General features: G+C 66.3%; 20 protein-coding genes. 15 read left to right on the top strand and 5 right to left on the bottom strand.

Features of this window, described 5'->3' with window-relative positions; genetic code table 11:
* Positions 1-11: 11 nt before the first annotated feature.
* Together QM685_RS34330 and QM685_RS34335 are read right to left on the bottom strand one after the other, a co-directional pair.
* A complete protein-coding gene (locus QM685_RS34330; RefSeq protein ID WP_415123703.1) occupies positions 12-389 on the bottom strand; it encodes a VOC family protein in 378 nt (125 codons plus the stop codon).
* A gap of 251 nt (positions 390-640) precedes the next feature.
* Positions 641-1,639: an LLM class flavin-dependent oxidoreductase gene (locus tag QM685_RS34335; protein ID WP_415123727.1), complete on the bottom strand. Its 999-nt coding sequence runs from the start codon at positions 1,637-1,639 to the stop codon at positions 641-643.
* Between the two features lie 370 nt (positions 1,640-2,009).
* On the opposite strand from QM685_RS34335, the gene QM685_RS34340 reads away from it, so the two are divergent.
* From QM685_RS34340 to QM685_RS34350, 3 genes are all read left to right on the top strand, one after another.
* Positions 2,010-3,611: a rhodanese homology domain-containing protein gene (locus tag QM685_RS34340; protein WP_415123704.1), complete on the top strand. Its 1,602-nt coding sequence runs from the start codon at positions 2,010-2,012 to the stop codon at positions 3,609-3,611.
* 602 nt (positions 3,612-4,213) lie between these two features.
* The gene (locus tag QM685_RS34345; RefSeq protein WP_415123705.1) at positions 4,214-4,765 is read left to right on the top strand and encodes a hypothetical protein; all 552 of its coding nucleotides are present in this window, start codon (positions 4,214-4,216) and stop codon (positions 4,763-4,765) included.
* A 102-nt stretch (positions 4,766-4,867) separates the two neighbouring features.
* Positions 4,868-5,821: a patatin-like phospholipase family protein gene (locus tag QM685_RS34350; protein WP_415123706.1), complete on the top strand. Its 954-nt coding sequence runs from the start codon at positions 4,868-4,870 to the stop codon at positions 5,819-5,821.
* Positions 5,822-5,871: 50 nt separating this feature from the next.
* On the opposite strand, the gene QM685_RS34355 is transcribed toward QM685_RS34350, so the two are convergent.
* The gene (locus QM685_RS34355; protein ID WP_415123707.1) at positions 5,872-7,161 is read right to left on the bottom strand and encodes a type II toxin-antitoxin system HipA family toxin; all 1,290 of its coding nucleotides are present in this window, start codon (positions 7,159-7,161) and stop codon (positions 5,872-5,874) included.
* Complete coding sequence (locus tag QM685_RS34360) at positions 7,151-7,489, bottom strand: helix-turn-helix transcriptional regulator (protein ID WP_415123708.1); 339 nt, start codon at positions 7,487-7,489, stop codon at positions 7,151-7,153. Before QM685_RS34360 ends, QM685_RS34355 begins: the two co-directional genes overlap by 11 nt.
* 459 nt (positions 7,490-7,948) lie before the next feature.
* Here QM685_RS34360 and QM685_RS34365 point away from each other — a divergent pair, with 459 nt between their 5' ends.
* From QM685_RS34365 to QM685_RS34420, 12 genes are all read left to right on the top strand, one after another.
* Entirely contained in the window at positions 7,949-8,638 is a 690-nt protein-coding gene (locus tag QM685_RS34365) for an ABC transporter permease (RefSeq protein ID WP_415123728.1), read from the top strand.
* 5 nt (positions 8,639-8,643) lie between these two features.
* Positions 8,644-9,357, top strand: a complete 714-nt coding sequence (locus QM685_RS34370; RefSeq protein ID WP_415123709.1) for an ABC transporter permease — start codon at positions 8,644-8,646, stop codon at positions 9,355-9,357.
* 96 nt (positions 9,358-9,453) lie between these two features.
* Positions 9,454-10,245, top strand: coding sequence for an ABC transporter ATP-binding protein (locus QM685_RS34375; RefSeq protein ID WP_415123710.1), 792 nt, complete (start codon positions 9,454-9,456; stop codon positions 10,243-10,245).
* A 40-nt stretch (positions 10,246-10,285) separates the two neighbouring features.
* Positions 10,286-11,332 (top strand): GlxA family transcriptional regulator, encoded by a 1,047-nt coding sequence (locus QM685_RS34380; RefSeq protein ID WP_415123711.1) that lies wholly within the window; start codon positions 10,286-10,288, stop codon positions 11,330-11,332.
* Positions 11,333-11,558: 226 nt separating this feature from the next.
* The gene (locus QM685_RS34385) at positions 11,559-12,791 is read left to right on the top strand and encodes an aspartate aminotransferase family protein (protein WP_415123712.1); all 1,233 of its coding nucleotides are present in this window, start codon (positions 11,559-11,561) and stop codon (positions 12,789-12,791) included.
* A 67-nt stretch (positions 12,792-12,858) separates the two neighbouring features.
* Entirely contained in the window at positions 12,859-13,914 is a 1,056-nt protein-coding gene (aruF, locus tag QM685_RS34390) for an arginine/ornithine succinyltransferase subunit alpha (protein WP_415123729.1), read from the top strand.
* Positions 13,911-14,954 (top strand): arginine N-succinyltransferase, encoded by a 1,044-nt coding sequence (gene astA, locus QM685_RS34395; RefSeq protein ID WP_415123713.1) that lies wholly within the window; start codon positions 13,911-13,913, stop codon positions 14,952-14,954. Before aruF ends, astA begins: the two co-directional genes overlap by 4 nt.
* 2 nt (positions 14,955-14,956) lie before the next feature.
* The gene (gene astD, locus QM685_RS34400; protein WP_415123714.1) at positions 14,957-16,420 is read left to right on the top strand and encodes a succinylglutamate-semialdehyde dehydrogenase; all 1,464 of its coding nucleotides are present in this window, start codon (positions 14,957-14,959) and stop codon (positions 16,418-16,420) included.
* 9 nt (positions 16,421-16,429) lie between these two features.
* Complete coding sequence (astB, locus tag QM685_RS34405) at positions 16,430-17,770, top strand: N-succinylarginine dihydrolase (protein WP_415123715.1); 1,341 nt, start codon at positions 16,430-16,432, stop codon at positions 17,768-17,770.
* Positions 17,754-18,854: a succinylglutamate desuccinylase gene (gene astE, locus QM685_RS34410; RefSeq protein ID WP_415123716.1), complete on the top strand. Its 1,101-nt coding sequence runs from the start codon at positions 17,754-17,756 to the stop codon at positions 18,852-18,854. The genes astB and astE overlap by 17 nt, the downstream gene beginning before the upstream one ends.
* Positions 18,855-18,996: 142 nt before the next feature.
* A complete protein-coding gene (locus tag QM685_RS34415) occupies positions 18,997-19,791 on the top strand; it encodes an ABC transporter substrate-binding protein (protein WP_415123717.1) in 795 nt (264 codons plus the stop codon).
* A gap of 328 nt (positions 19,792-20,119) precedes the next feature.
* Positions 20,120-21,496, top strand: coding sequence for an EAL and HDOD domain-containing protein (locus QM685_RS34420; RefSeq protein WP_415123718.1), 1,377 nt, complete (start codon positions 20,120-20,122; stop codon positions 21,494-21,496).
* A gap of 126 nt (positions 21,497-21,622) precedes the next feature.
* Here QM685_RS34420 and QM685_RS34425 read toward each other — a convergent pair whose 3' ends face one another.
* Positions 21,623-23,080 carry an HDOD domain-containing protein gene (locus QM685_RS34425; RefSeq protein ID WP_415123719.1) on the bottom strand — a complete coding sequence of 486 codons (1,458 nt, stop codon included), beginning with the start codon at positions 23,078-23,080 and terminating at the stop codon, positions 21,623-21,625.
* Positions 23,081-23,082: the final 2 nt, after the last annotated feature.

Genomic DNA, 23,082 nt, shown 5'->3' on the forward strand with positions numbered 1-23,082 from the left:
ATTTGCTACAGCTACTGCGAGGCAATCCACCAGGTCGTTCCCGACGAGTCTTGAACTCCACCACGCAAATCGTCATCCTCCCGCTTTCGCTGCGGCTCCTGGACGACAGTCGCGCCGGCCGCGACAGCACGATCGAAGGCAGCCATGGCATCCGGCACATAGAGATGGATATGCGGCGCGGTTGAGCGAGCCGCTGTAGCGCTCCCACCAATCATCAATATGCTGTCATCGATCCTGACCTCTGCGTGCATCAGCGAGCCATCTGGTCGATCAAAGCGGCGCATGAGCACCCCGCCGAACACCTGTTCGACAAACCCGATCAGCGCTTCCCCGTCGGAACAGATAAGGTACGGGCTCATCGATGGATAGTTTTCAGGTTTCCACGTCATCGTCACCTCTCCCGACAGTTGCGCGGCGATCGCGTCAAATGCCAAGACTAAGACGATGAGAACTCGATGACAATGGCAGGTGGACCTCTGACTCCCGGTAATCGAAGATCGAATTTCTTCGAGTCCGGCAGGAAGGGTTCATGAGCTCGTATATCAGCTATCAGCGGCGGGTGCTCACACCGGCTTCCTGTTCACAATGCTCACGGCCGAGCGACCCGGCGGCGCATTTCCCGTCGTGTTTGTTACTGATATCACTTATTCCCTGCCAGCAACTCCTCGCGCACCTCAGCGCCAATCTCGAACGAGCGCAGCCGCGCGTTGTGATCGTAGATCTGCGCGGTCAGCATCAATTCGTTCGCGCCGGTCTGCTCGATGATCGATTGCAGCCCTTCGCGCACCGTGTCGCGATCGCCGAGCACCGTGTACGCGAGCGCGTGCGAGACGTTGTTCAGCTCCATCTCCGACGCATCGAGCCGTTCGACCGGCGGCTGCAACTGCCCTGGCGTGCCGCGCCGCAGATTGATGAACTGCTGCTGCAGCGACGTGAAAAGACCCACGGCTTCATCGTGGGTGTCGGCCGCGAACAGATTGACGCCGACCATCGCATACGGCCTGTCGAGTGTCGCCGACGGCCGGAACTGCGCGCGATACACCTGCAACGCGGTCATCAGGTAGTCGGGCGCGAAGTGCGACGCGAACGCGAACGGCAGCCCGAGCGCCGCGGCCAACTGCGCGCTGTACAGCGACGAGCCGAGCAGCCACAGCGGGACGCGCAGGCCCGCGCCCGGCACCGCGCGAATGCGCTGACCCGCGACCGGATCGGCGAAGTAGCGTTGCAGCTCGACGACGTCATCGGGAAAGGTTTCGGCGCTCGCCTGCAGATCGCGGCGCAGCGCGCGGGCGGTGGTCTGATCGGTGCCGGGCGCGCGGCCGAGGCCGAGATCGATCCGGCCGGGGTAGAGCGACGCGAGCGTGCCGAACTGTTCGGCAATCACGAGCGGCGCATGGTTCGGCAGCATGATGCCGCCGGAGCCGACGCGAATCGTCTTCGTGCCGCCCGCCACGTAGCCGATCACGACCGAGGTCGCCGCGCTCGCGATGCCGGGCATGTTGTGATGCTCGGCGAGCCAGTAGCGCTTGTAGTTCAACTTTTCCGCGTGCCGCGCGAGTTCGAGCGTGTTCCTGAATGCGTCCGCCGGCGTGGCGCCCGCGGTGACCGGCGAGAGATCGAGGACCGAAAAGGGGATCATTGTGTGCATGGCTGTGGGCGGCGCTTTCGCGCGATGGGGCATTGTGGCAAAGCGCGCATTTTTCTGCTGACGGCGCGGCGATGTCCACGTCGGCGAAAGGGTCTGTCGGGGCTGCGCGGCCTTCGCGTGCGCCGCGGCGCGTGGCGCGGAAATTGCGCATGCGTAGCGTGTTCGTGCGTCGGCACTTTCCATTCACCGTATCGGCGTATAAGAAGTGCAATGAGAGGCATGCAAGCGGAACAAAACAGCGGGAACAATGCAATGAGCGACCGTGCGCCGAGCGGCATTCGAGTGTACGGTGGAAGCATCGGTGCGGTGACGCGACGTGTTGCCGAATATCTGGAAATGTTGTGAAGGAGTCTCCGATCCCATGAATGTCGTCAAAGAGTTTCGTACCCGATCATTCGAATATGTGTGCCACGCATTGCTCGACCGCGCGGAGATCGCGCTCGTCGACGTGCGTGAGGAAGCGCCGCACGCGCGCAGTCATCCGTTGTTCGCCGCCAATCTGCCGTTCTCGCGGCTCGAACTCGACGCGCCGTGGCTGCTGCCGCGCCCGGCGGTGCCGATCGTCGTGTTCGACAACGGTGAAGGTCTCGCCGGGCGCGCGGCCAGGCGTCTGACAGAACTCGGCTATAGCGATGTCGCGTTGCTTGAAGGCGGTCTGCAAGGTTGGCGTGAAGCGGGCGGCGAGCTGTTCAAGGACGTCAACGTGCCGAGCAAGGCGTTCGGCGAACTCGTGGATAGCGTGCGCCATACGCCGTCGCTGTCCGCGTACGAGGTGCAGGCACTGCTCGATCGCGAGGCCGACGTCGTCGTGCTCGACGCGCGCCGCTTCGAAGAATTCCAGACGATGAACATTCCCGGCAGCATCAGCGTGCCGGGCGCGGAACTGGTGCTGCGCGCGCGGCAGCTCGCGCCGGACCCGGCCACGCGCATCATCGTCAATTGCGCGGGACGCACGCGCAGCATCATCGGCGCGCAGTCGCTGATCAATGCGGGTGTGCCCAATCCGGTTGCGGCGCTGCGCAACGGCACGATGGGCTGGACCCTCGCCGGCCAGCCGCTTGCGCACGGCAGCACGCGGCGCTTCGAAGGCGCGGTCGACGACGCCTTGCGGCTGGCCGCCGCCGCTGGCGCGCGCGCGGTCGCGGATCGCGCGCGCGTGGGCCGTACGTCGCGCGACGAGGCGCGCCGCTGGGCCGACGAAGAGGTGCGCACCGTGTATCGCTTCGACGTGCGCACCCCGGAGGAATACGAGGCGGGTCATGTGCCCGGTTTTCGCAGCGCGCCGGGCGGCCAGCTCGTGCAGGAAACCGATATGTTCGCGCCGGTGCGCGGCGCGCGCGTGATTCTCGCCGACAGCGACGGCGTGCGCGCGAACATGAGCGCGTCGTGGCTCGCGCAGATGAACGTCGAGGTGTACGTGGTCGATGGTCTGACGGCCGCGGATTTCGCCGAGAAAGGGACGGCGCCGCTCGCGCGCCATGCGATCGCGCCGCCCGAGGTCGACGAAATCGAGCCGTTCGGGCTTGCCGCGCTGCTGCAGTCGCCGGGCACCGTGGTGCTCGATTTCACGCACAGTGCGAACTACGTGAAGCGGCACATTCCGGGCGCGTGGTTCGTGATCCGCAGCCAGCTCGACGACGCGTTGCGCACGCTGCCCGATGCGAAGCGCTATGTGGTGACGTGCGGCAGCAGCGTGCTGGCGCGCTTCGTCGCGCCGGAACTGGCGGCGTCGAGCGGCCGGCCGGTGCAGGTGTTGCGCGGCGGCACCCTCGCGTGGATCGGCGCCGGCCTGCCGGTGGAGGCGGGCGGCACGCGCATGGCGTCGCCGCGGATCGACCATTACCAGCGTCCCTATGAAGGCACCGACAACGGGCGCGAAGCAATGAGCGCGTATCTGGAGTGGGAGCATGGGCTCGTCGCGCAGCTCGCGCGCGACGGCACGCATGGGTTTCGTGTGATCTGAATGAGCCGGCGGCCCGCGCGAATCATCTGCCGATTCGGTGTAAACGCGCTCTCGTCCAAAGCGTCCAATGCGTTTAGATTAGCGGCATCTGGAAGGCTTATCGAGGGACCAGGGCGGCCACACAAGGCAGCGGTCTGTCATTCCGGCGATGGCGCAAGGTGAGCAGCCAAGGTTGCTCATCGCTTCGCCGGGAACAGACCGCTGCGCGTCGTCCGCGGTGCTTCGCGCGAGGCGGCCCACGAGCCGCCGTCACTTCCGGTTGACCGTATCGACCGAGCTGGCGACGCATTGCACTGCGTCGCCTTTTTGCTTCCGGCTGCCTTGTTTCCGGCTTTCTGTGTCCCATGGCGCGGTGGCGCGCCGCTTCGTCCGTCGCCGATCCGTCGCATTGATCCGCGTCGCATTCATCCGTTTTTTCCCCGTCCCGTGCGGACTGCGCGCAACACCTTGCGTGCGCGGCCGCACCCGTAGTCCGGCTGTGTCTCGCGGTTTTCCGCATGCGCGGTTATGCTTGTAGTACACACTACAGACCGGTCACGCGCGCAAGTACCGCATTCCCGCGTGTACAGCACGTACCGCGCGCATCCGGACAGGAAACCGCCGTGAGCCTCAAACCGCTTGGTGTCGTACTGCTGGCAGCGTGCTTCGCGCTGACCGGCTGCGACCAGCAGCAGAGCGATCAAGCCGTGCAAAAACTCAAGGACTTCTTCAACGCCGTCAAGCCGGACGCGATGCTGCTCAAGGGCATGACGCCGGGCGTCACGACCGAAGCGCAGATTCGCGCGCAGATGGGCAAGCCCGAAACCGAGCGCACCTTCACCGACGGCTCGAAGCGCTTCGAATATCCGCGTGGCCCGCAAGGCCTCAACACCTATATGGTCGACATCGATCGCGACGGCAAGCTGCAGGCGATCACGCAGGTGCTGACCGCCGCGAACTTCGCGAAGATCCGTGCGGGCATGAGCGAGGACGAAGTGCGCCGCCTGCTCGGCAAGCCCGGACAGATCGCGGTGTTTCCGCTGAAGCCGGAGACCGTGTGGAGCTGGAAGTGGCGCGAGGGCGGCGTGACCGAGGAAGGCATCTTCAACGTTCACTTCGACGCACATCAGAAGGTGTACACCACGTCGCGCTCGGACGTGATACGGGGGCGCTAGGCGGATTGAAAAGCGGATCGAAAAGCGCACCGCGAAGTCAGACGCGGAAGCGAACGAAAGAAGCAAACGAAAGCAGTGGACGAAAAAAAGCGGGGGTTAGCCATGATACGTCGACGTCGACATAGCCGGATCGGGCTGGTGTTGGGGGGCGGTGCCGCGCGCGGCTGGGCGCATATCGGCGCGATTCGCGCGCTGCACGACGCGGGCATCAAGCCCGACGTGGTGTGCGGCACGTCGATCGGCGCGCTGGTCGGCGCGGTCTACGCGAACGGCGATCTCGACTGGCTCGAGGAGTGGGTGTCGCGGCTCACGTGGCAGACGGTGGTGCGGCTGCTCGATCTGCGCATCTCGGGCGGCCTGCTCGGCGGGCGCAAGGTGATCCAGTTGTTCGCCGACAAATTCGCCGGCCGCTCGATCGCGCAACTGCACATGCCGTTCGCGGCGGTTGCGACCGAGCTCGATACCGGCCGCGAAATCTGGTTGCAGGACGGCAGCACGATCGACTCGGTGCGCGCGTCGATCGCGATTCCGGGCATTTTCACGCCGGTGTGGCACAACGGCGTGTGGCTCGTCGACGGCGGGCTCAGCAATCCGGTGCCGGTGTCGGTCGCGCGCGGCATGCGCGCGGACTGCGTGATCGCGATCGATCTGAACAACGACATTCTGAACGGCCGCGACTTCGGTGGCCCGGTCGTCGAAACACCCGCGCTCGATCCCAGCGCGCCGCGGCCCGTCGCGTTGCGCCGCAACGGCAAGCCCTGGCCGCGCTGGCTCGCGCCGGCCGAAGCGAGCGCGACCGACGACGTGCGCGTGCCGCCGAAGCCGAGTACGCACGTGCCGTCGATGCTCAGCTCGATCGCGCAAAGCATCGACATCATGCAGGTGCGGATCACGCGCAGCCGGCTCGCCGGGGAGCCCGCGGACATCCTGATCCAGCCGCGTCTGGGCGGCATGGGCATCTTCGATTTTCACCGCGCGGCGCCTGCCATCGAAGAAGGGCGCGCGGCGGTCGAATACATGCTGCCGGCGATCCGCGCGCGGCTCGCGCTCGATTGAGGTAGCGGCGGATACCCGAGCGGCGCCGGCCGACCGGCCGATGCGTGTCTCTATTGCAGCAGTGCCGCGAGCTCGGGTGGCGCGCCTTCGAACGCGAACGGATTGAGGAACTGGCGCCGCCACATCAGCTCGCGATCGACCTCGCTCAACTGCGCGTCGGCGCACACCGCGTCCCAGCGCTCGAGAATCACCTCGATCTGGTGCCACGCGAGCGCGATGGCTTCGTCACGCGACAGCAGAAAGAGCGGCGCCGCCTTCAGACATATGTCGACGCGGCTGAAGCGCTCGTTGCCGACGATCAGCATCGCCTGGGTCGCTTCGTTGCCCGCGCGCGCCTGCGGACAGATGTCGTACGCGGGCGTGAGCGTCAGCTCGCGGCCGTTCCAGTAGGCGGCGTGATTGCGCGCGTGATCGTCGGTGTTGCCGCACAGCACGTTGAACAGCAGCCGCGCGAACAGCTCCTTCGCCGTCGCGCCCGGATGCGTGAAGCGATGGCGGATCAGCGTCGCGAATTCCTCGTAGCTCGCGTAGCGCGCCATCATTTCGTCGAGTTCGAACAGCGTCAGCGCCGACACCATCGCGCGGCGCTGCCAGCCATGCTGCGCGCGCACGCGGTCGAACCGCTCGATCAGCAGCACGTCCTTGCCGCCGACGTGTTCGAGCCGCACCGGCGCGGCATGGATGCCGACCTCGGCGGCAAGGCGCATGGCGATGTATTCGGCCTTCACGACGCCGTAGACATCGCTTTGAGACGAAAACTTCGCGATGTATTTGCGCTCGTGCGTCGTGATCATCGCCTTCGGGCGCGCGCCGCCGATCGAGCTGCCGTGAAAGAGCGCGCGCTCGAGGTCGGGGCTGAGCTTCACGCCGCGCTCGATGCTCGCCACCGCGCTTTGCAGATCGCCGAGCGACGCGGGCGCCGTTTCGTGCGGCACGCGCGGCACGTATTCGGTGGGCGACAACTGGAAGTCGAGCGCGCCGATGCGATCCGAGCCGGATTCGAGCAGATAGGTCATTTCGTCGAGCTCGCCGGTGTCGATCTGCGCGCCGCGCGTGCCGAGCTTGCGATTGATGATCACGCGCCGCCCCCACGCATCCGGCGCCGCGTCGCGGATGCAGCCGGGCATCGTCAGGCCGTTGAGAAGCGGCAGGGTGCCGCGGCGCAGCGGCAGTTCCGGATCGTAGAGCGGGATCGCGTTGTCGCGCGCAAGATAGCTCTGGCCGTAGTTGAACAGCATCTGCCCGCCGGCCATGACGACGCGTCCGGCCACTACCGGCTCGGTCGCGCCGGGCAGCCAGGTCCACACGAAGGCTTCGTCGTGGGTGGCATCAGAAATCATCGCGGGTTTCCGGGCGAGGCGCGCGCACGGCGCGCGGCAGCAGCGTCAGCACCTCGGCGTTGGCGCGCAGCGCGGCGCTGAGGGCCGACGTGTCGGCATCGAAGAGCCGCACGCCGACGACCGCGGCGGCTTCGAAAACCGCTCCGATCGAGCAGCGCGGATCGCCTTTTTCGATCCGCTGCACGAGGCTGCGCGACAGCCCCGCGCGCTCGGCGAGCTGTGCCGCGGTGATCCTGCGTTCGAGCCGCGCGCGGCGGATCAACTGGCCGAGCAGGCGCGCGGCGTCCAGACTGTAGCGCGAGGCGGCACGGGTGGTGGGAGTGGACATGAAAGCTCGAATGGTTCATATATGAGTCATGAAGGGCCTTCCTGACTCATTTGTGAATCATTATGGCGCCTGGTTGATCAAAAAACAATCAATGACTCATATATAAGTCATAAAGGCCCTCTGCGACTCATATACGAGTCATTTCTCGCTTTGCCGCGCTGAACTCCTGTTGCATCCGGGCTCACGCGGATGTATCGAAAAAGCGACCCGAAACTTGCTAAATCGCGGCACGCGTGGCCGGCCACGCCGCGCATTACAAAAACATATTCCTTGTGAAACCAAGCACTCCGGGCGCGGCGCCGCGTCGAACCGCGCGATGTTGCGTCGCAACAAGACGTGGCCCCTCTATTTGAGAAATTGATTTCAGCTTGCGAGACTCCGCGCCATGCCGGATCAGCGGGCAGGGCCGTCAGGCCGCCGCCGTCCGCGCGATTTCAACGAACCTGGATGGAGACACGCGTGTTCCTGTACGGCTATGGTCCGGTGCTGCTCGCCGGCACGATCCAGACGATCGAGCTGTCCGTTCTGTCGCTGGCGGCCGCCGTGCTGCTCGGCCTCGCGGGCGCGGCGGCGAAGCTCTCGCTCAATCGCCCGTTGCGGGCCATCGCGACCGGCTACACCACGCTGATCCGCTCGGTGCCCGATCTCGTGCTGATGCTGCTGCTGTTCTACAGCATCCAGATCGCGGTCAACGACTTCACTGACGCGTTCGGCTGGGAGCAGTTCGACATCGATCCGTTCGTGGCCGGCGTGCTGACGCTCGGCTTCATCTACGGCGCGTATTTCACCGAAACCTTCCGCGGCGCGTTCCTCGCGGTGCCGCGCGGCCAGCTCGAAGCGGGCAGCGCCTACGGCATGAGCGGCGCGCGCGTGTTCACGCGCATCCTGTTTCCGCAGATGATGCGCTTCGCGCTGCCCGGCATCGGCAACAACTGGCAGGTGCTCGTGAAGGCCACCGCGCTGGTGTCGATCATCGGTCTCGCCGATGTGGTCAAGGCCGCGCAGGACGCGGGCAAGAGCACCTTCAACATGTTCTTCTTCATCCTGGTCGCCGCGCTGATCTATCTGGCGATCACCACGGTATCGAATCTCGCGCTGATCTGGCTGAACCGGCGCTATTCGATCGGCGTGCGGCACGCGGAGCTCTGAGCGACATGATCGACATTCTCAATCAGTTCTGGCGCGCGTACCTGTTCTGGGACGGTCAGCGTATGTCGGGTCTCGCGGTCACGCTGTGGCTGCTGGTCGCGTCGATCGCGATCGGCTTCGTCTGCTCGGTGCCGCTGGCGGTGGCGCGCGTGTCGAAGAAGCGCTGGCTCTCCACGCCGGTGCGTCTCTACACCTACGTGTTTCGCGGCACGCCGCTCTACGTGCAACTGCTGCTGATCTACACCGGCATGTACAGCCTCGCGTTCGTGCGTTCGCACAGTCTGCTCGACGCGTTCTTTCGCAGCGGCTTTCACTGCGCGATCCTCGCGTTCGCGTTGAACACCTGCGCGTACACGACCGAGATTTTCGCGGGTGCGATCCGTTCGACCTCGCACGGCGAAGTGGAGGCGGCGCGCGCCTACGGGATGAGCGGGTTCACGATGTACCGGCGCATTGTGATACCGTCCGCGCTGCGCCGCGCATTGCCGTTGTACAGTAACGAAGTGATCCTGATGCTGCACGCCACCACGGTCGCGTTCACCGCCACGGTGCCGGACATCCTGAAGGTGGCGCGCGACGCGAACTCGGCAACCTACCAGTCGTTCAACGCGTTCGGGCTCGCGGCGCTGATTTATCTCGTGGTGTCGTTCGCGCTGGTCGCGCTGTTCCGGCGCGCCGAGCGCCGCTGGCTCGCGTACCTCGCGGTGCGCACGCATTGAGCGTGTGTCGACACTATGGCGCCGGACGTCCGCGTATCGGCGCGGCGGCGTGCGCACCAGACTGATCCGTATTTTCACAGGCATAGGGAGAGCATCTTGCTCCATACCACTCAAACCGAAGCTTGCAAGCTCGCCGTACAGGACATCCACAAGCGCTACGGCGACAACGAAGTGCTCAAGGGCGTGTCGCTCAACGCGAACAAGGGCGACGTGATCAGCATCATCGGCGCGAGCGGCTCGGGCAAGAGCACCTTCCTGCGTTGCATCAACTTTCTCGAGCGGCCGAACGCCGGGCAGATCATCGTCGACGGCGAAGCGGTGAAGACGAAGGCCGATCGCGCCGGCAATCTCGAAGTAGCCGATCACAAGCAGTTGCAGCGCATCCGCACGAAGCTCGCGATGGTGTTCCAGCACTTCAACCTGTGGGCGCATATGAACGTGCTCGAGAACGTGGTCGAAGCGCCGATTCACGTGCTCGGTCTGAAGCGCAAGGATGCCGAGGACCGCGCGCGCGAATATCTGGAGAAGGTCGGGCTCGCGCCGCGCGTCGAGAAGCAGTACCCGTCGCATCTGTCGGGCGGGCAGCAGCAGCGCGTCGCGATTGCGCGCGCGCTCGCGATGAACCCGGACGTGATGCTGTTCGACGAACCGACTTCCGCGCTCGACCCCGAGCTCGTCGGCGAAGTGCTGAAGGTGATGCAGAAGCTCGCGGAAGAAGGCCGCACGATGATCGTCGTCACGCATGAAATGGGTTTCGCGCGCAACGTGTCGAACCATGTGATGTTCCTGCATCAGGGCCGCACCGAGGAAGAGGGCAATCCCGCCGAGGTGCTGAGCGCGCCGCGCAGCGAGCGCCTCAAGCAGTTCCTGTCCGGCAGCCTGAAGTAACGCGCGGCCCGCGCGTCAGTTCCATTCCTGTCGACCAGCAATGGCCCGCACGTCCAGCCCGGCTCGCACGACCCAGGTCGCGATCGTCGCGTTGCCGCCCGTGTCGATGTCGGGCGTCGGGCCGATCGTCGACGCGCTTACTCTCGCCAACGAAATCGACGGCCGCGCGCTGTACCGCGTGCAGGTGTGTTCGTGGGACGGCCGCCCGGTGCCGCTGGCGGGCGGTGCGCAATGGCCGGCCGACGCCGCGTTCGGCGACGCGATCGCGTGCGACTGGCTGATCGTCGTCAGCGAGCGCTTCCAGCAGTTCGCCGACTACCGCCTCTTTCTCGCGAGCCTCGCGCGCGTCGGTCAGCGCACGCCGCTCGTCACCGGCATCCACCACGGCGTGTGGTGGCTCGCGATGGCCGGGCAACTGTCCGGCTATCGCGTGAGCGTGAACTGGGAGACCTACCAGCAGTTTTCCGAGCAGTTCGAGCGCTCGATCGTCACCCAGCAGATCTTCGAAATCGACCGCGATCGCGCGACCTGCGCAGGCGGTCAGGCGACCGTCGACTTCATGCTCGCGATGATCGGCCGCGAGCACGGCCCCGAGCTCGCCGAGCGCATCGCCGATACGCTCGGTGTCGGGGCGTTGCGCACCGGCGAGGAGCGTCAGCGCATTCCGTTCGTGACCGCGCCGGGCGAGCGCCATCCGCGCCTGAACGACGCGCTGCTGCTGATGGAAGCGAATATCGAGGATCCGCTCACCACCGATGAAATCGCCGGTCTCGTCGGCGTGTCGCGGCGGCAACTGGAGCGTCTGTTTCGCCAGTATCTCGGCTCGATGCCGTCCAAATACTATCTGGGGCTGAGGCTGTCCAAGGCGCGCACGCAATTGCAGCGCACCAGCAAATCGGTCGTGCAGATCAGCCTCGCATGCGGATTTTCGTCGGCCGCGCATTTTTCGAATGCGTACCGCGAACGCTTCGGCGTCACGCCACGCGAGGATCGCCGCAACTGGATCGACCGGCAGACCGGCGCGCATGGCGCGGCGGCGAGCGAGCCGCGGCCGGCCGCGCTGATCGAGCGGCCGGAGCCGGAGTGAGGGGAGCGACGCGCATCGGGGCGGGCGCGGCCGCGACCCGGAAGCCTGCTGAAAGCCAGCCGGACATGAATTCGACACGAACCGTTCACACCGTACCCACGAAAAGCGCGAACGCGGTCCGCCGCGACGCGCGGAACCGCATAGAAAGCGTCGCGTATGCGCAAGACGTATCGCGCGAGGTTTCCTACACTAGCTGTATTACCCGTCACCCGTAAAAGGATTTGCCATGAACGACCTGACTGTGACACGCCAGACCTTCGACGAAGTCATGGTGCCGGTGTTTTCCCCCGCCGCCTTCGTACCGGATCGCGGTCTCGGCTCGCGCGTCTGGGATACGCAAGGCCGCGACTATATCGACTTCGCCGGCGGCATCGCCGTCACCGCGCTCGGTCATGCGCATCCCGAACTGCTGAAGGTGTTGCATGAGCAGGGCGGCAAGCTGTGGCACATCGGCAATGGCTACACGAACGAGCCGGTGCTGCGCCTCGCGAAGCGCCTCGAAAATCTGACCTTCGCCGACCGCGCGTTCTTCGCGAACTCGGGCGCCGAAGCGAACGAAGCCGCGTTGAAGCTCGCGCGCCGTGTCGCGTTCGACCGTTTCGGCGCCGAGAAGGTCGAGATCATTTCCTTTACGCAGTCGTTCCACGGCCGCACGCTCTTCACCGTCAGCGTCGGCGGCCAGCCGAAGTACTCGGAAGGCTTCGGCCCGGTGCCGGCCGGCATCACGCATCTGCCGTACAACGACATCGAGGCGGCGAAGAAGGCAATCGGCGCGCAGACCTGCGCGGTGATCGTCGAGCCGATCCAGGGCGAGGGCGGCGTGATCCCGGCCGATCCGGCGTTCCTGAAGGCGCTGCGCGAGGCCTGCGATCAGCACGACGCGCTGCTGATTTTCGACGAAGTGCAAACCGGCGTGGGCCGCAGCGGCTTCTTCTACGCGTACCAGGACACCGGTGTCACGCCCGACATCCTGACCACCGCGAAGGCGCTCGGCAACGGCTTCCCGATCGGCGCGATGCTGACCACCAGCGAGCTCGCCGCGCACTTCAAGGTCGGCGTGCACGGCACGACCTACGGCGGCAATCCGCTCGGCGCCGCGATCGCGGAAAAAGTGGTCGAGCTGGTCAGCGACCCGAAGCTGCTCGAAGGCGTGCGCTCGCGCGGCGAAGCGCTGAAGGGCCATCTCGCGAAACTGAATGAACGCTTCGGTCTTTTCACCGAAGTGCGCGGCAAGGGTCTCCTGATCGGCGCGGAGCTGAGCGACGCGTTCAGGGGCCGCGCGAAGGACTTCGTCACCGCGGCCGGCCAGCACGGCGTGATCATGCTGATGGCGGGCCCGGACGTGCTGCGTTTCGTGCCGTCGCTGATCATGCCGCTCGACGACATGGCCGAAGGCTTCGCGCGCCTCGAGAAGGCGTTCGGCGAACTCGTCGGCGCGGCGCAGGCGGCGTCGCACTGATGTTCATGCCGTCGCGCACGCACCAGCCCGCGCAGCGGATCATGCGTCATATTCAACAGGAGCGATGATGCTCTTCGTACGTCCAGGCCGCCTCGCCGATCTCGATGCGCTCGAGCAGATGGCGCGCACCGCGCAGCCGGTGCTGCATTCCCTGCCGCATGACCGGCGCGCGCTCGAGGCGCGCGTCGCGTTGTCGGAAGACTCGTTTCGCGCGGAAGTCGATTTTCCGGGCGAGGAGTTCTATCTGTTCGTGCTCGAAGACTCTGAGACCGGCAAGCTGATGGGCACCGCGAGCATCGTTGCGGCGGCCGGTTACGCGGACCCGTTCTACGTGTTTCGCAACGACGCGCTGATTCATGCGTCGCGCGAGCTGCACGTGAACCGCAAGATTCACGCGCTGACGATGTCGCATGAACTGACCGGCAAGAGCCGGCTCGCGGGCTACTACATCGACCCGTCGCTGCGCGGCGACGCGGCCGCGCAACTGATGTCGCGCGCGCGCATGATGTACATCGCCGCCAATCGCAAGCGCTTCACGCCCGAGGTGTTCTCGCTGCTGCTCGGCGTCACCGACGAAAACGGCGTGTCGCCGTTCTGGGAAGCGGTGGGGCGCAAGTTCTTCGGCCGCAATTTCGCCGACATCGAAGTCGAATCGGGTGGCCGCAGCCGTACGTTCATCGCCGAAGTGATGCCCACGTATCCGGTGTACGTGCCGTTGCTGCCGGAAGCGGCGCAGCGCGTGCTCGGCGAGCCCGATGCGAATGCGCTGCTTGCATATGAGATTCACCTCGAGGAAGGTTTCGAGACCGACCGCTACGTCGACATCTTCGACGCGGGGCCGGTATTGACCGCGCAGGTCGATCGCAGCGTGTCGGTCAGGTACAACGAAACGCGCGTCGTGCATGAAGCGCCGGCGGCGAACGGCGCGACTTATCTGATCGCGCACAACGGCGCCGGCGGCGAATTCCGCTGCGTGCTCGGCGATCTCGCGCCCGGCAAGGAATCGGGCGCCGCGCTGTCGCAGGCGGCGCGCGCCGCGCTCGGCGTGCGGGAAGGCGATGCGGTGCGCTGCGTGCCGCTGCATCAGCCGCACCAGGACGAACCATCGGGAGACGCGCAATGATCGTCGTTCGCGTGGTGCAACGAGGCGACGTGGACGCGCTGATGCGGCTCGCGCAGGAAACCGGTCCGGGCCTGACCACCTTCAAGCCGGATCGCGATGCGCTCGCGGCGCGGGTCGAACGCGCGCGCCGCACGATGGAAGACAAGGCCGAGCCGCACGAAGCCGGCTACTTCTTCGTGATGGAAGACACCGCGAGCGGCGACGTCGCCGGCGTGTGCGGCATCGAAACGTCGGTCGGTCTGCAGCAGCCGTTCTACAACTATCGCGTGAGCACGGTCGTGCACGCGAGCCAGGACCTCGGCATCTGGACGCGCATGCATGCGCTGAACATCTCGCACGACCTCACCGGCTATGCGGAAGTGTGCTCGCTGTTCCTGAGCCCGCGTTATCGCACCAGCGGCGTCGGCGGTCTGCTGTCGCGCTCGCGCTTCATGTTTCTCGCGCAGTTTCGCGAGCGCTTTCCGCAGCGTCTGTGCGCGGAGCTGCGCGGCCATTTCGATGCGCAAGGCACGTCGCCGTTCTGGCGCGCGGTCGGCTCGCATTTCTACCAGATCGATTTCAACGCGGCCGACTATCTGAGCTCGCACGGCCGCAAGGCGTTTCTCGCGGAGCTGATGCCGCGCTATCCGGTGTATGTCGAGCTGCTGCCGGAAGAGGCGCAGCGCTGCGTCGGCCTCACGCATGGCGACACGATTCCGGCGCGCCGCATGCTCGAGGCGGAAGGGCTGCGCTACGAGAATCACGTCGATATCTTCGACGCGGGCCCGGTGCTCGAATGCCATATCGCCGATCTGCGCACGGTGCGCGAGAGCGTGCTGGCGGCGGTTGAAATCGGCGACGAATCGGGCGACGCAGCGGCGCCGCAGGACGGGCCGAAATCGATGGTGTCGAACACGTCGCTCGGCGATTTTCGCGTCGGCGTGGTGACGGGCGTGCCGCAAGACGGCGTGTTCCGCCTGAGCGCGGCCGAGGCCGACGCGCTGCGCGTCGAGGCAGGCGACCCGCTGCGGGTGCTGCCGTTGAAACACAAACAGGGATGATCATGAGCGAGCTTTTCATCGACGGCGAATGGGCCGCCGGCACAGGACCCGCATTCGCATCGCGCAACCCCGGCACGGGCGCGGTGGTGTGGGAAGGCAACAGCGCGTCGGCGGACGACGTCGATCGCGCCGTGCGCGCCGCGCGCCGCGCGTTCGCCGCATGGTCGGCGCTGTCGCTCGACGCGCGTTGCGCGGTGGTGCGCCGCTTCGCCGCGCTCGTGACCGAGCGCAAGGAAGCGCTCGCCGAAGCGATCGGCCGCGAAACCGGCAAACCGCTGTGGGAAGCGCGCACCGAAGCGGCGTCGATGGCCGCGAAGGTCGAGATCTCGATCCAGTCGTACAACGAACGCACCGGCGAAAGGCGCTCGGCGATGGCCGACGGCACCGCGGTGCTGCGGCATCGTCCGCATGGCGTCGTGGCCGTGTTCGGTCCGTATAACTTTCCGGGTCATCTGCCGAACGGGCATATCGTGCCGGCGCTGATCGCGGGCAACGCGGTCGTGTTCAAGCCGTCCGAACTCGCGCCCGGCGTCGCGGCGCTGACCGTGCAGATCTGGCGCGACGCGGGCCTGCCCGCTGGTGTGCTGAATCTGGTGCAGGGCGAGAAGGACACCGGCATCGCGCTCGCGAATCACCGGCAGATCGACGGGCTCTTCTTCACCGGCAGCTCGGATACCGGCACGCTGCTGCACAAGCAGTTCGGCGGCCGGCCGGAGATCGTGCTCGCGCTCGAGATGGGCGGCAACAATCCGCTCGTGATCGGCCCGGTCGCGGATCTCGACGCGGCCGTGCATCACACGATCCAGTCGGCGTTTCTGTCGGCGGGGCAGCGCTGCACCTGCGCGCGCCGTATCTTCGTGCCCGACGATGCAGCCGGCGAGCGCTTTCTCGCGCGTCTGACCGAAGTCACCGCGCGCCTCGGCGTCGGTGAATACAACGCGGATCCGCAGCCGTTCATGGGCGCGGTCGTGTCGGCGCGCGCGGCGTCGCGGCTCGTCGCCGCGCAGGACCGCCTGCTCGCGAGCGGCGCGAAGGCGCTGCTGAAAATGGAACAACGCGATCCGCAACTCGGCTTCGTTACGCCCGCGATTCTCGACGTGACCGACGTGAAGGACCTGCCCGACGAAGAGCATTTCGGCCCGCTCGCGCAAGTCATCCGCTACCGCAACTTCGACGCAGCGCTCGAACAGGCCAACGACACCGAGTTCGGCCTCTCCGCCGGCCTGCTCGCCGACGACGAAGCGCTGTGGACGCATTTCCAGCGCACGATCCGCGCGGGCATCGTCAACTGGAACCGGCCGACCAATGGCGCGTCGTCGGGCGCGCCGTTCGGCGGTCCGGGCCGCTCGGGCAATCACCGGCCGAGCGCGTACTATGCCGCCGACTACTGCGCGTACCCGATGGCGTCGGTCGAAAGCGCGCAACTGCAAATGCCCGCGAGCGTATCGCCGGGCCTTCAATTCTAAGGATCGACGATGCAAGCCACTGAAGCCAATTTCGACGGCCTGGTCGGCCCGACTCACAACTATGCGGGGCTGTCGTTCGGCAACGTCGCGTCGCAGAGCAACGAGAAGTCGGTCGCGAATCCGAAGGCCGCGGCGCGCCAGGGTCTGCGCAAGATGAAGCAGCTCGCGGACCTCGGTTTTCACCAGGGCGTGCTGCCGCCGCAGGAGCGTCCGTCGATGCGTCTGTTGCGCGAGCTCGGTTTTTCCGGCGACGACGCGAGCGTGATCGCGCGCGTCGCGAAGAACGCGCCCGAGCTGCTGGCCGCGGCGAGCTCCGCGTCGGCGATGTGGACCGCGAACGCGGCGACCGTGAGCCCGTCGGCCGACACGCACGACGGCCGGGTGCATTTCACGCCGGCCAATCTGTGCAGCAAGCTGCATCGCGCGATCGAGCATGAATCGACGCGCCGCACGTTGCGCGCGATGTTCAGCGACCATGACCGCTTCGTCGTGCACGAGGCGCTGCCCGGCACGCCCGCGCTCGGCGACGAGGGCGCCGCGAATCACACGCGTTTTTGCGAGCAATACAGCGCGCGCGGCGTCGAATTCTTCGTGTACGGCCGCAGCGAATACCGTCGAGGGCCGGAGCCGACGCGTTATCCGGCGCGCCAGACGTTCGAGGCGAGCCGCGCGGTCGCGCATCGTCACGGGCTGCAGGAAGCGGCGACCGTGTACGCGCAGCAGAACCCCCAGGTGATCGACGCGGGGGTGTTCCATAACGACGTGATCGCGGTCGGCAATCGCAACACGCTGTTCTGCCATCAGCTCGCGTTCGTCGAGCAGAACGCGGTGTACGACGAACTGCGTTCGAAGCTCGCGAGCCTGCATGCGGGCTTCAACGTGATCGAAGTGCCCGACGCGCAGGTGAGCGTTGCCGATGCGGTGTCGTCGTATCTGTTCAACAGCCAGTTGCTGACGCGGCCCGATGGCAGGCAGGTACTCGTGGTGCCGCAGGAGTGCCGCGAAAATCCGCGCGTGGCCGCGTATCTGGATGAACTGACGTCGCACAGCGGTCCGATCGACGAAGTGCTGGTGTTCGATCTGCGCGAGAGCATGAAGAACGGCGGCGGCCCCGCCTGTTTGCGTCTGCGTGTCGTGCTCGACGACGCGGAACGCGCGGCGGTCGCACCGGGCGTGTGGATCGACGACACGCTGTTCGGCCGGCTCGATGCGTGGATCGGCAAGCACTATCGCGACCGCCTCGCGCCGTCCGATCTGAGCGATCCGCAACTGCTCGTCGAATCGCGCACCGCGCTCGACGAACTGACGCAGATTCTCGGACTGGGCTCGCTGTATGACTTCCAGCGCTGAGCACGCGATGCCGACCTCTGCCCCGACGCCGCTGCTCGACGACTTCCTCGCGTGGACGCTTGCCGGAACGCGGCCCGCCGCGCATGAAGCGCACGGCATGTGCGCGAACGGCATGCGCTGGAGATGGCTCGACGAGGGCGTGCTCGCGATGGAGCCCGCCGAAATGTCCGCGGACGTACGCAACGTGCTCGTGTCGGCGGGCGTGCATGGCGACGAGACCGCGCCGATCGAACTGCTGTCGCGCATCGTCGCCGATCTCGCGCACGGCCGTGCCGCGCTCGCGTGCCGGCTGCTCGTGATTCTCGGCAACGTCGATGCGATGCGCGACGGCTGCCGTTATCGCGACGACGATCTGAACCGGCTGTTCAGCGGCCGTCATCTGCAACTGCCCGACAGCCACGAAGCGCCGCGCGCGGCCGCGCTCGAACAGGCCGCGATCCGCTTCTTCGCGGATGCGTCCGATGCGCCGGGCGCGCGCTGGCATATCGACATGCATACGGCGATCCGCGCGTCCGCGTTCGAGCGTTTCGCGCTGCTGCCGCACACGGGCAAGCCGTTTTCGCGCGCGATGTTCGAATGGCTCGGCGACGCGCGCATCAGTGCGGTGCTGTTGCACACGACGAAGGGCAACACGTATTCGCACTTCACCGCGCACGCGTGCGGCGCCGACGCGTGCACGCTCGAGCTCGGCAAGGTGCGGCCGTTCGGCCAGAACGATCTCACGCGTTTCGCGGGCGCCGATCTCGCGGTGCGCGCGTTGCTCGCCGGCACGCGGGTTGGCCCGCAAGCCGATGGATCCGCCGATGCGGAAGCCGACCGCCCCGCGGAAATGCCGCGCGTTTTCACCGTGATCGACCAGTTGACCAAGCAAAGCGATGCGTTCGAACTGCTGCTGGCGCCCGACGTGCCGAACTTCACGCCGTTCGCGAAGGGCACCTTGCTCGCGCGCGACGGCGACTATCGCTATACGGTGCGTCACGACGAAGAGCGCATCGTGTTTCCGAACGCGACGGTCAAGCCCGGCCTGCGCGCCGGTCTGCTGGTGATCGACACCACCGCCGAAACGCTGTCGAAACTTGTCTAGACAGGTAGCGTGTACAATCGCGGGCGTCGCGGCTGTCGCATGTCATCCCGCGGGCCGCGCGAGCCTGCTCGCACCGGGCGTAACACGCCTGTCCACGCCGATCCGGCTCCGTTTTAGTCAACACCGTAGAGGAACCCCCGTAATGAAGATGAATTGGCCCAACATGGCCGCGCTCGCGCTGTTCGCGACCGCGGCATTCGCGGCAGACACCGCTGCGGCGGCGGATATCAAGGAAGTGCGCTTCGGCGTCGAGGCGTCGTATGCGCCGTTCGAATCGAAGTCGCCGGCCGGCGAGCTGCAGGGCTTCGATATCGACGTCGGCAATGCCGTGTGCGCGAAACTGAAGGCCAGATGCGTGTGGGTCGAGAATTCGTTCGACGGCCTGATTCCGGCGCTCGAGGCGCGCAAGTTCAACGCGATCAACTCGGACATGACGATCACCGACCAGCGTCGTCAGGCGATCGATTTCACCGATCCGATCTACACGATCCCGAACCAGATGATCGCGAAGAAGGGCAGCGGTCTGCAGCCGACGCCCGCGTCGCTGAAAGGCAAGCACGTCGGCGTGCTGCAGGGCACGATCCAGGAAACCTACGCGAAGGCGCGCTGGGCGACGGCCGGCGTCGACGTCGTGCCGTATCAGACGCAGGACCAGATCTACGCGGACCTCGCGTCGGGCCGTCTGGACGCGTCGTTCCAGGACGCCGAAGCGGCATCGAAGGGCTTCCTGAAGAAGCCGCAGGGCGCGGGCTTCGAGTTCGCCGGGCCGCCCGTCAGCGACGAGAAACTGCTCGGCGCGGGCGTCGGCTACGGCGTGCGCAAGAACGACAAGGCATTGAAGGACGCGCTGAACGGCGCGTTGAAGGAACTGAAGGCGGACGGCACGATCGACCGCCTCGCCGCGAAGTACTTCGACGTGAAAGTCGTGCTGAAGTAACGACGCGCAAGGTTGCGACGGCGTTGCCATGACGTGGCGACAGCGTTTCGACCGGTATCGATGCAAACGGCCGCCATGCGCGGCCGTTTGCATTTTCGCGCGCGCCGCGCGGCGAACGCGCGGGCGTCCTGGGCATGCGTCGATTTTTAAGAGATATTGCTCCGCAAACGTGTGCGGCTATAAGAGGCTGAGATAAAATCGCGAGACATACCGCCACGCGCGACGGATCTCACCGCCGTCACACCAATGCGCGATAGCGCGGCAAAAAACCAGAACACAGCGCCGGAATATAGCGGCAAGCGTCAGCGGCGCAAAGCGGGGGAGCTGAATGACCACCATCGCAATCGAGACTCAGAGCCGGATCGGCGCGAGCGACGCGTCGCTCGCGGCCAGCTTCGCGCGGCAGCCCATTCTGAATCGGGACGGCATGCTGTGCGGTTACGAGATCAAGGTGCGTGCGCCTGAACTGCCGCTCACGCCCTCAGACGAAGCGGACGATGCCGTCCCACAAACCCATGCCGAAGCCGACGCCGATGCGTCGCCGGGCCGCGCGCCGACACCGGCTCAGCGCGTCGCGCGCGCGATCGTGCGCGGTCTCGCGCAAGGCGACGTGCGCGGCGCGGTGACCGGCCATCCGGCCTACGTCGACGTGAGCCGCGACCTGCTGCTCGACGACGCGATCCTGAGGCTGCCCGCCGAGCGCTTCATGCTCGAGATACCGCCATCGCTCGAAGTGGACGACGCGTTGATCGCGCGTCTCGTGTATCTGCATGGCCGCCGCTATCGCTTCGTGCTCGACGACGTCACGCAGCCCACCGAGACCTTCGCGAAGCTGCTGCCCTACGCCGAGGTCGTCAAGATCGATATCACGCGCGCATCGCGCGCGCTGCTGCCGAAGCTCGCCAGCGTGCTGAAGTCGGCGGGCAAGCTGCTGCTCGCGTCGAACCTCGATACGCAGGCCGATTTCGAAATGGCGCACGGGCTCGGCTTCGACCGGTTTCAAGGTTATTACTTCGCGCGCCCGCAGAGCTCGGCGACGCGCCGTGTCAGCGCGCCGCGTCACGCGCTGCTCAATCTGCTGCAACTGCTCGCGGGAGACCCGACCGTCGCGCAGCTCGAAGCCGAGCTGAAGCTGAACCCGGTGCTCGTGATGCATCTGATGAAGCTCGCGAATTCGAGCGGTCTCGCCATCGGGCACAAGGTGACGACGCTGCGCGACGCGATCAACGCGACCGGCACCGATCGCATCGCCCGCTGGACGCAACTGCTGCTCTATGCCGACGGCCGCAAGGTCGCGCTCGAGGACGACCCGCTGCTGCAACTCGCGGCCACGCGCGCGCGCTTCATGGAACTCGCGATCGAGCGTATGCCCGAGGCGGGCCGCGACGAAGCGGACGCGGCGTTCCTGACCGGCGTGTTCTCGTTCGTCGATGCGGTGTTCGGCGGCTCGCTCGAAAAGACGCTGAATATCCTCACGCTGTCGCGCCCGATCCAGGCGGCGATCCTGCATCGCGAGGGCACGCTGGGTCTGCTGCTGAGCGCGGTCGAAGCGCTCGAGCGCGGCGCATGGGATCGCATCGGCGAGCTGTGCGGGCGTTTGCAGCCGTTGACGCCCGAGCAAGTCGCGCGATTGGGTCTCGCGGCGGCCGCGTGGGCCGGTGTCGCGGATCGCAGCGCGGAAGGACTCGAAAGAATCGAGGACTGAGCGCGGCGGCGGCCGCGTGGCAACGCTCGCGCTTACGACAACGCGCCATACCGGCGCGGATTCGTTTTCGGGCAAACACGGAACGGATGAAAGTGAAACGCGGGGATCAACGATCGCGCCACGTCTTCACATCATCTCCATTTCCCGCATCTGCCCCTGGCCGAAAAAACGGCCTAACTCCCGCGCCAGTTCGTTGAGCACGCTCATTTCCTTCTGCGAGATGCGGCGCGGCTCCTGCGTGTGCGACCAGTCGCCGTACAGCAGCGCGACGGTCTGATCGGTTTCGTCGACGACCGGCAGCAGCACGAACGCGCGCGCGTCGTCGAACGAGCGGCGGAACCATTCGGGCAGCCGGGCGACCATCTTCGGGTCGCGCGCGTTCTCGATGAAGATGCCCACCGAATTCGCGATCGCGAGATGAAACACGTCCGGCTCGAATGCGGTGTTGAACGTGAGCCTCGGCAGCGCGGCGTCGATCTTCGGACCGAGGCCGAGACGCGCCTTGAACGTGCCGTTGCTGTGCTTGACGAACACCACCGTGCGCGCGAAGCCGAGTCCGGCGAGCACGGTTTCCGCGGCCATCGCGAGGGCCGGCGCGAGCGGGCTGCCCTCGGGCAGGCCGCGCAGATCCTTCACGCCGACCGCGATGCGCGCCTCGGGCGTGAGCGCCTCGCGCGCGATCGCATCGGCATTCGCGCGCAGCTCGACGATTTCGCGCATCACGCCGTCGCCGCCTTCCTCGCGCGCGAGCGCGATGCTCATCTGCAGCAGCACGTCGGGGTCCGTGTTCAGCGCGCCGCTGTATTCCTGCGCGAGTTCGCCGATACGCGCCTCGCGCTCCCCGTCGGGCATGTTCTGCTGCGTGAGCACGTCGGCGACCGCGGTCGAGTAATTGGTGATCGCGCGCAGCCACTGCACCTGGCGCGGCTGCTCGGTGTCCTGCGGATCGAATTCGCCCATGCCCGAGCGGATCATGTCGGGCAGGCGCCAGCGCACCGCGGCTTCCTCGCCGATTTCGTCGAACGTGACGCCGAGCACCAGCACGCACGCTTCCGCTTCGGGCGCGCCGCCGTCGATATGGCGGCGGATCTGGTCCCACTCGGCGTCGAGATAGAACACCACCAGCAGCTTGCCGATCTGCCGCATCAGCGTGCAGACCACCGCTTCCTCGCCGGCGCGCAGGTCGCCGCGCTCGGTCAGCTTGCGCGCGACGCAGCCCGACAGCAGCGTGCGGTTCAGTTCGAGTTTCGCGTCGATGCGGCGCGGCGCGCTCTGATGAAAGTGATCGACGATCTTCAGGCCGACCACGAGATGGCCGACCGCATCCATGCCCAGCACCATCAGCGCGCGCGACACCGTCGTGATGTTGCCGCCGAAGGCCATGTACATTGCCGAGTTCGCGAGCCGCAGCACTTTTTGCGTGAGCGCGAAGTCCGACAGCACCACCTGTACGAGGCCGGTGAAGTCGAGGTCGTCGTTGTTCATCGCCGTCATGGTGGAGCGCAGCGATTGCGACAGCATCGGGAAATCGCCGCGCTCGCTCATGCGCGCCCAGAGCCGGTCGAGCACTGCCGCCTTTACCATGT

The sequence above is a fragment of the Paraburkholderia sp. genome (genome assembly GCF_047605525.1).
Classification (GTDB): Bacteria; Pseudomonadota; Gammaproteobacteria; order Burkholderiales; family Burkholderiaceae; genus Paraburkholderia.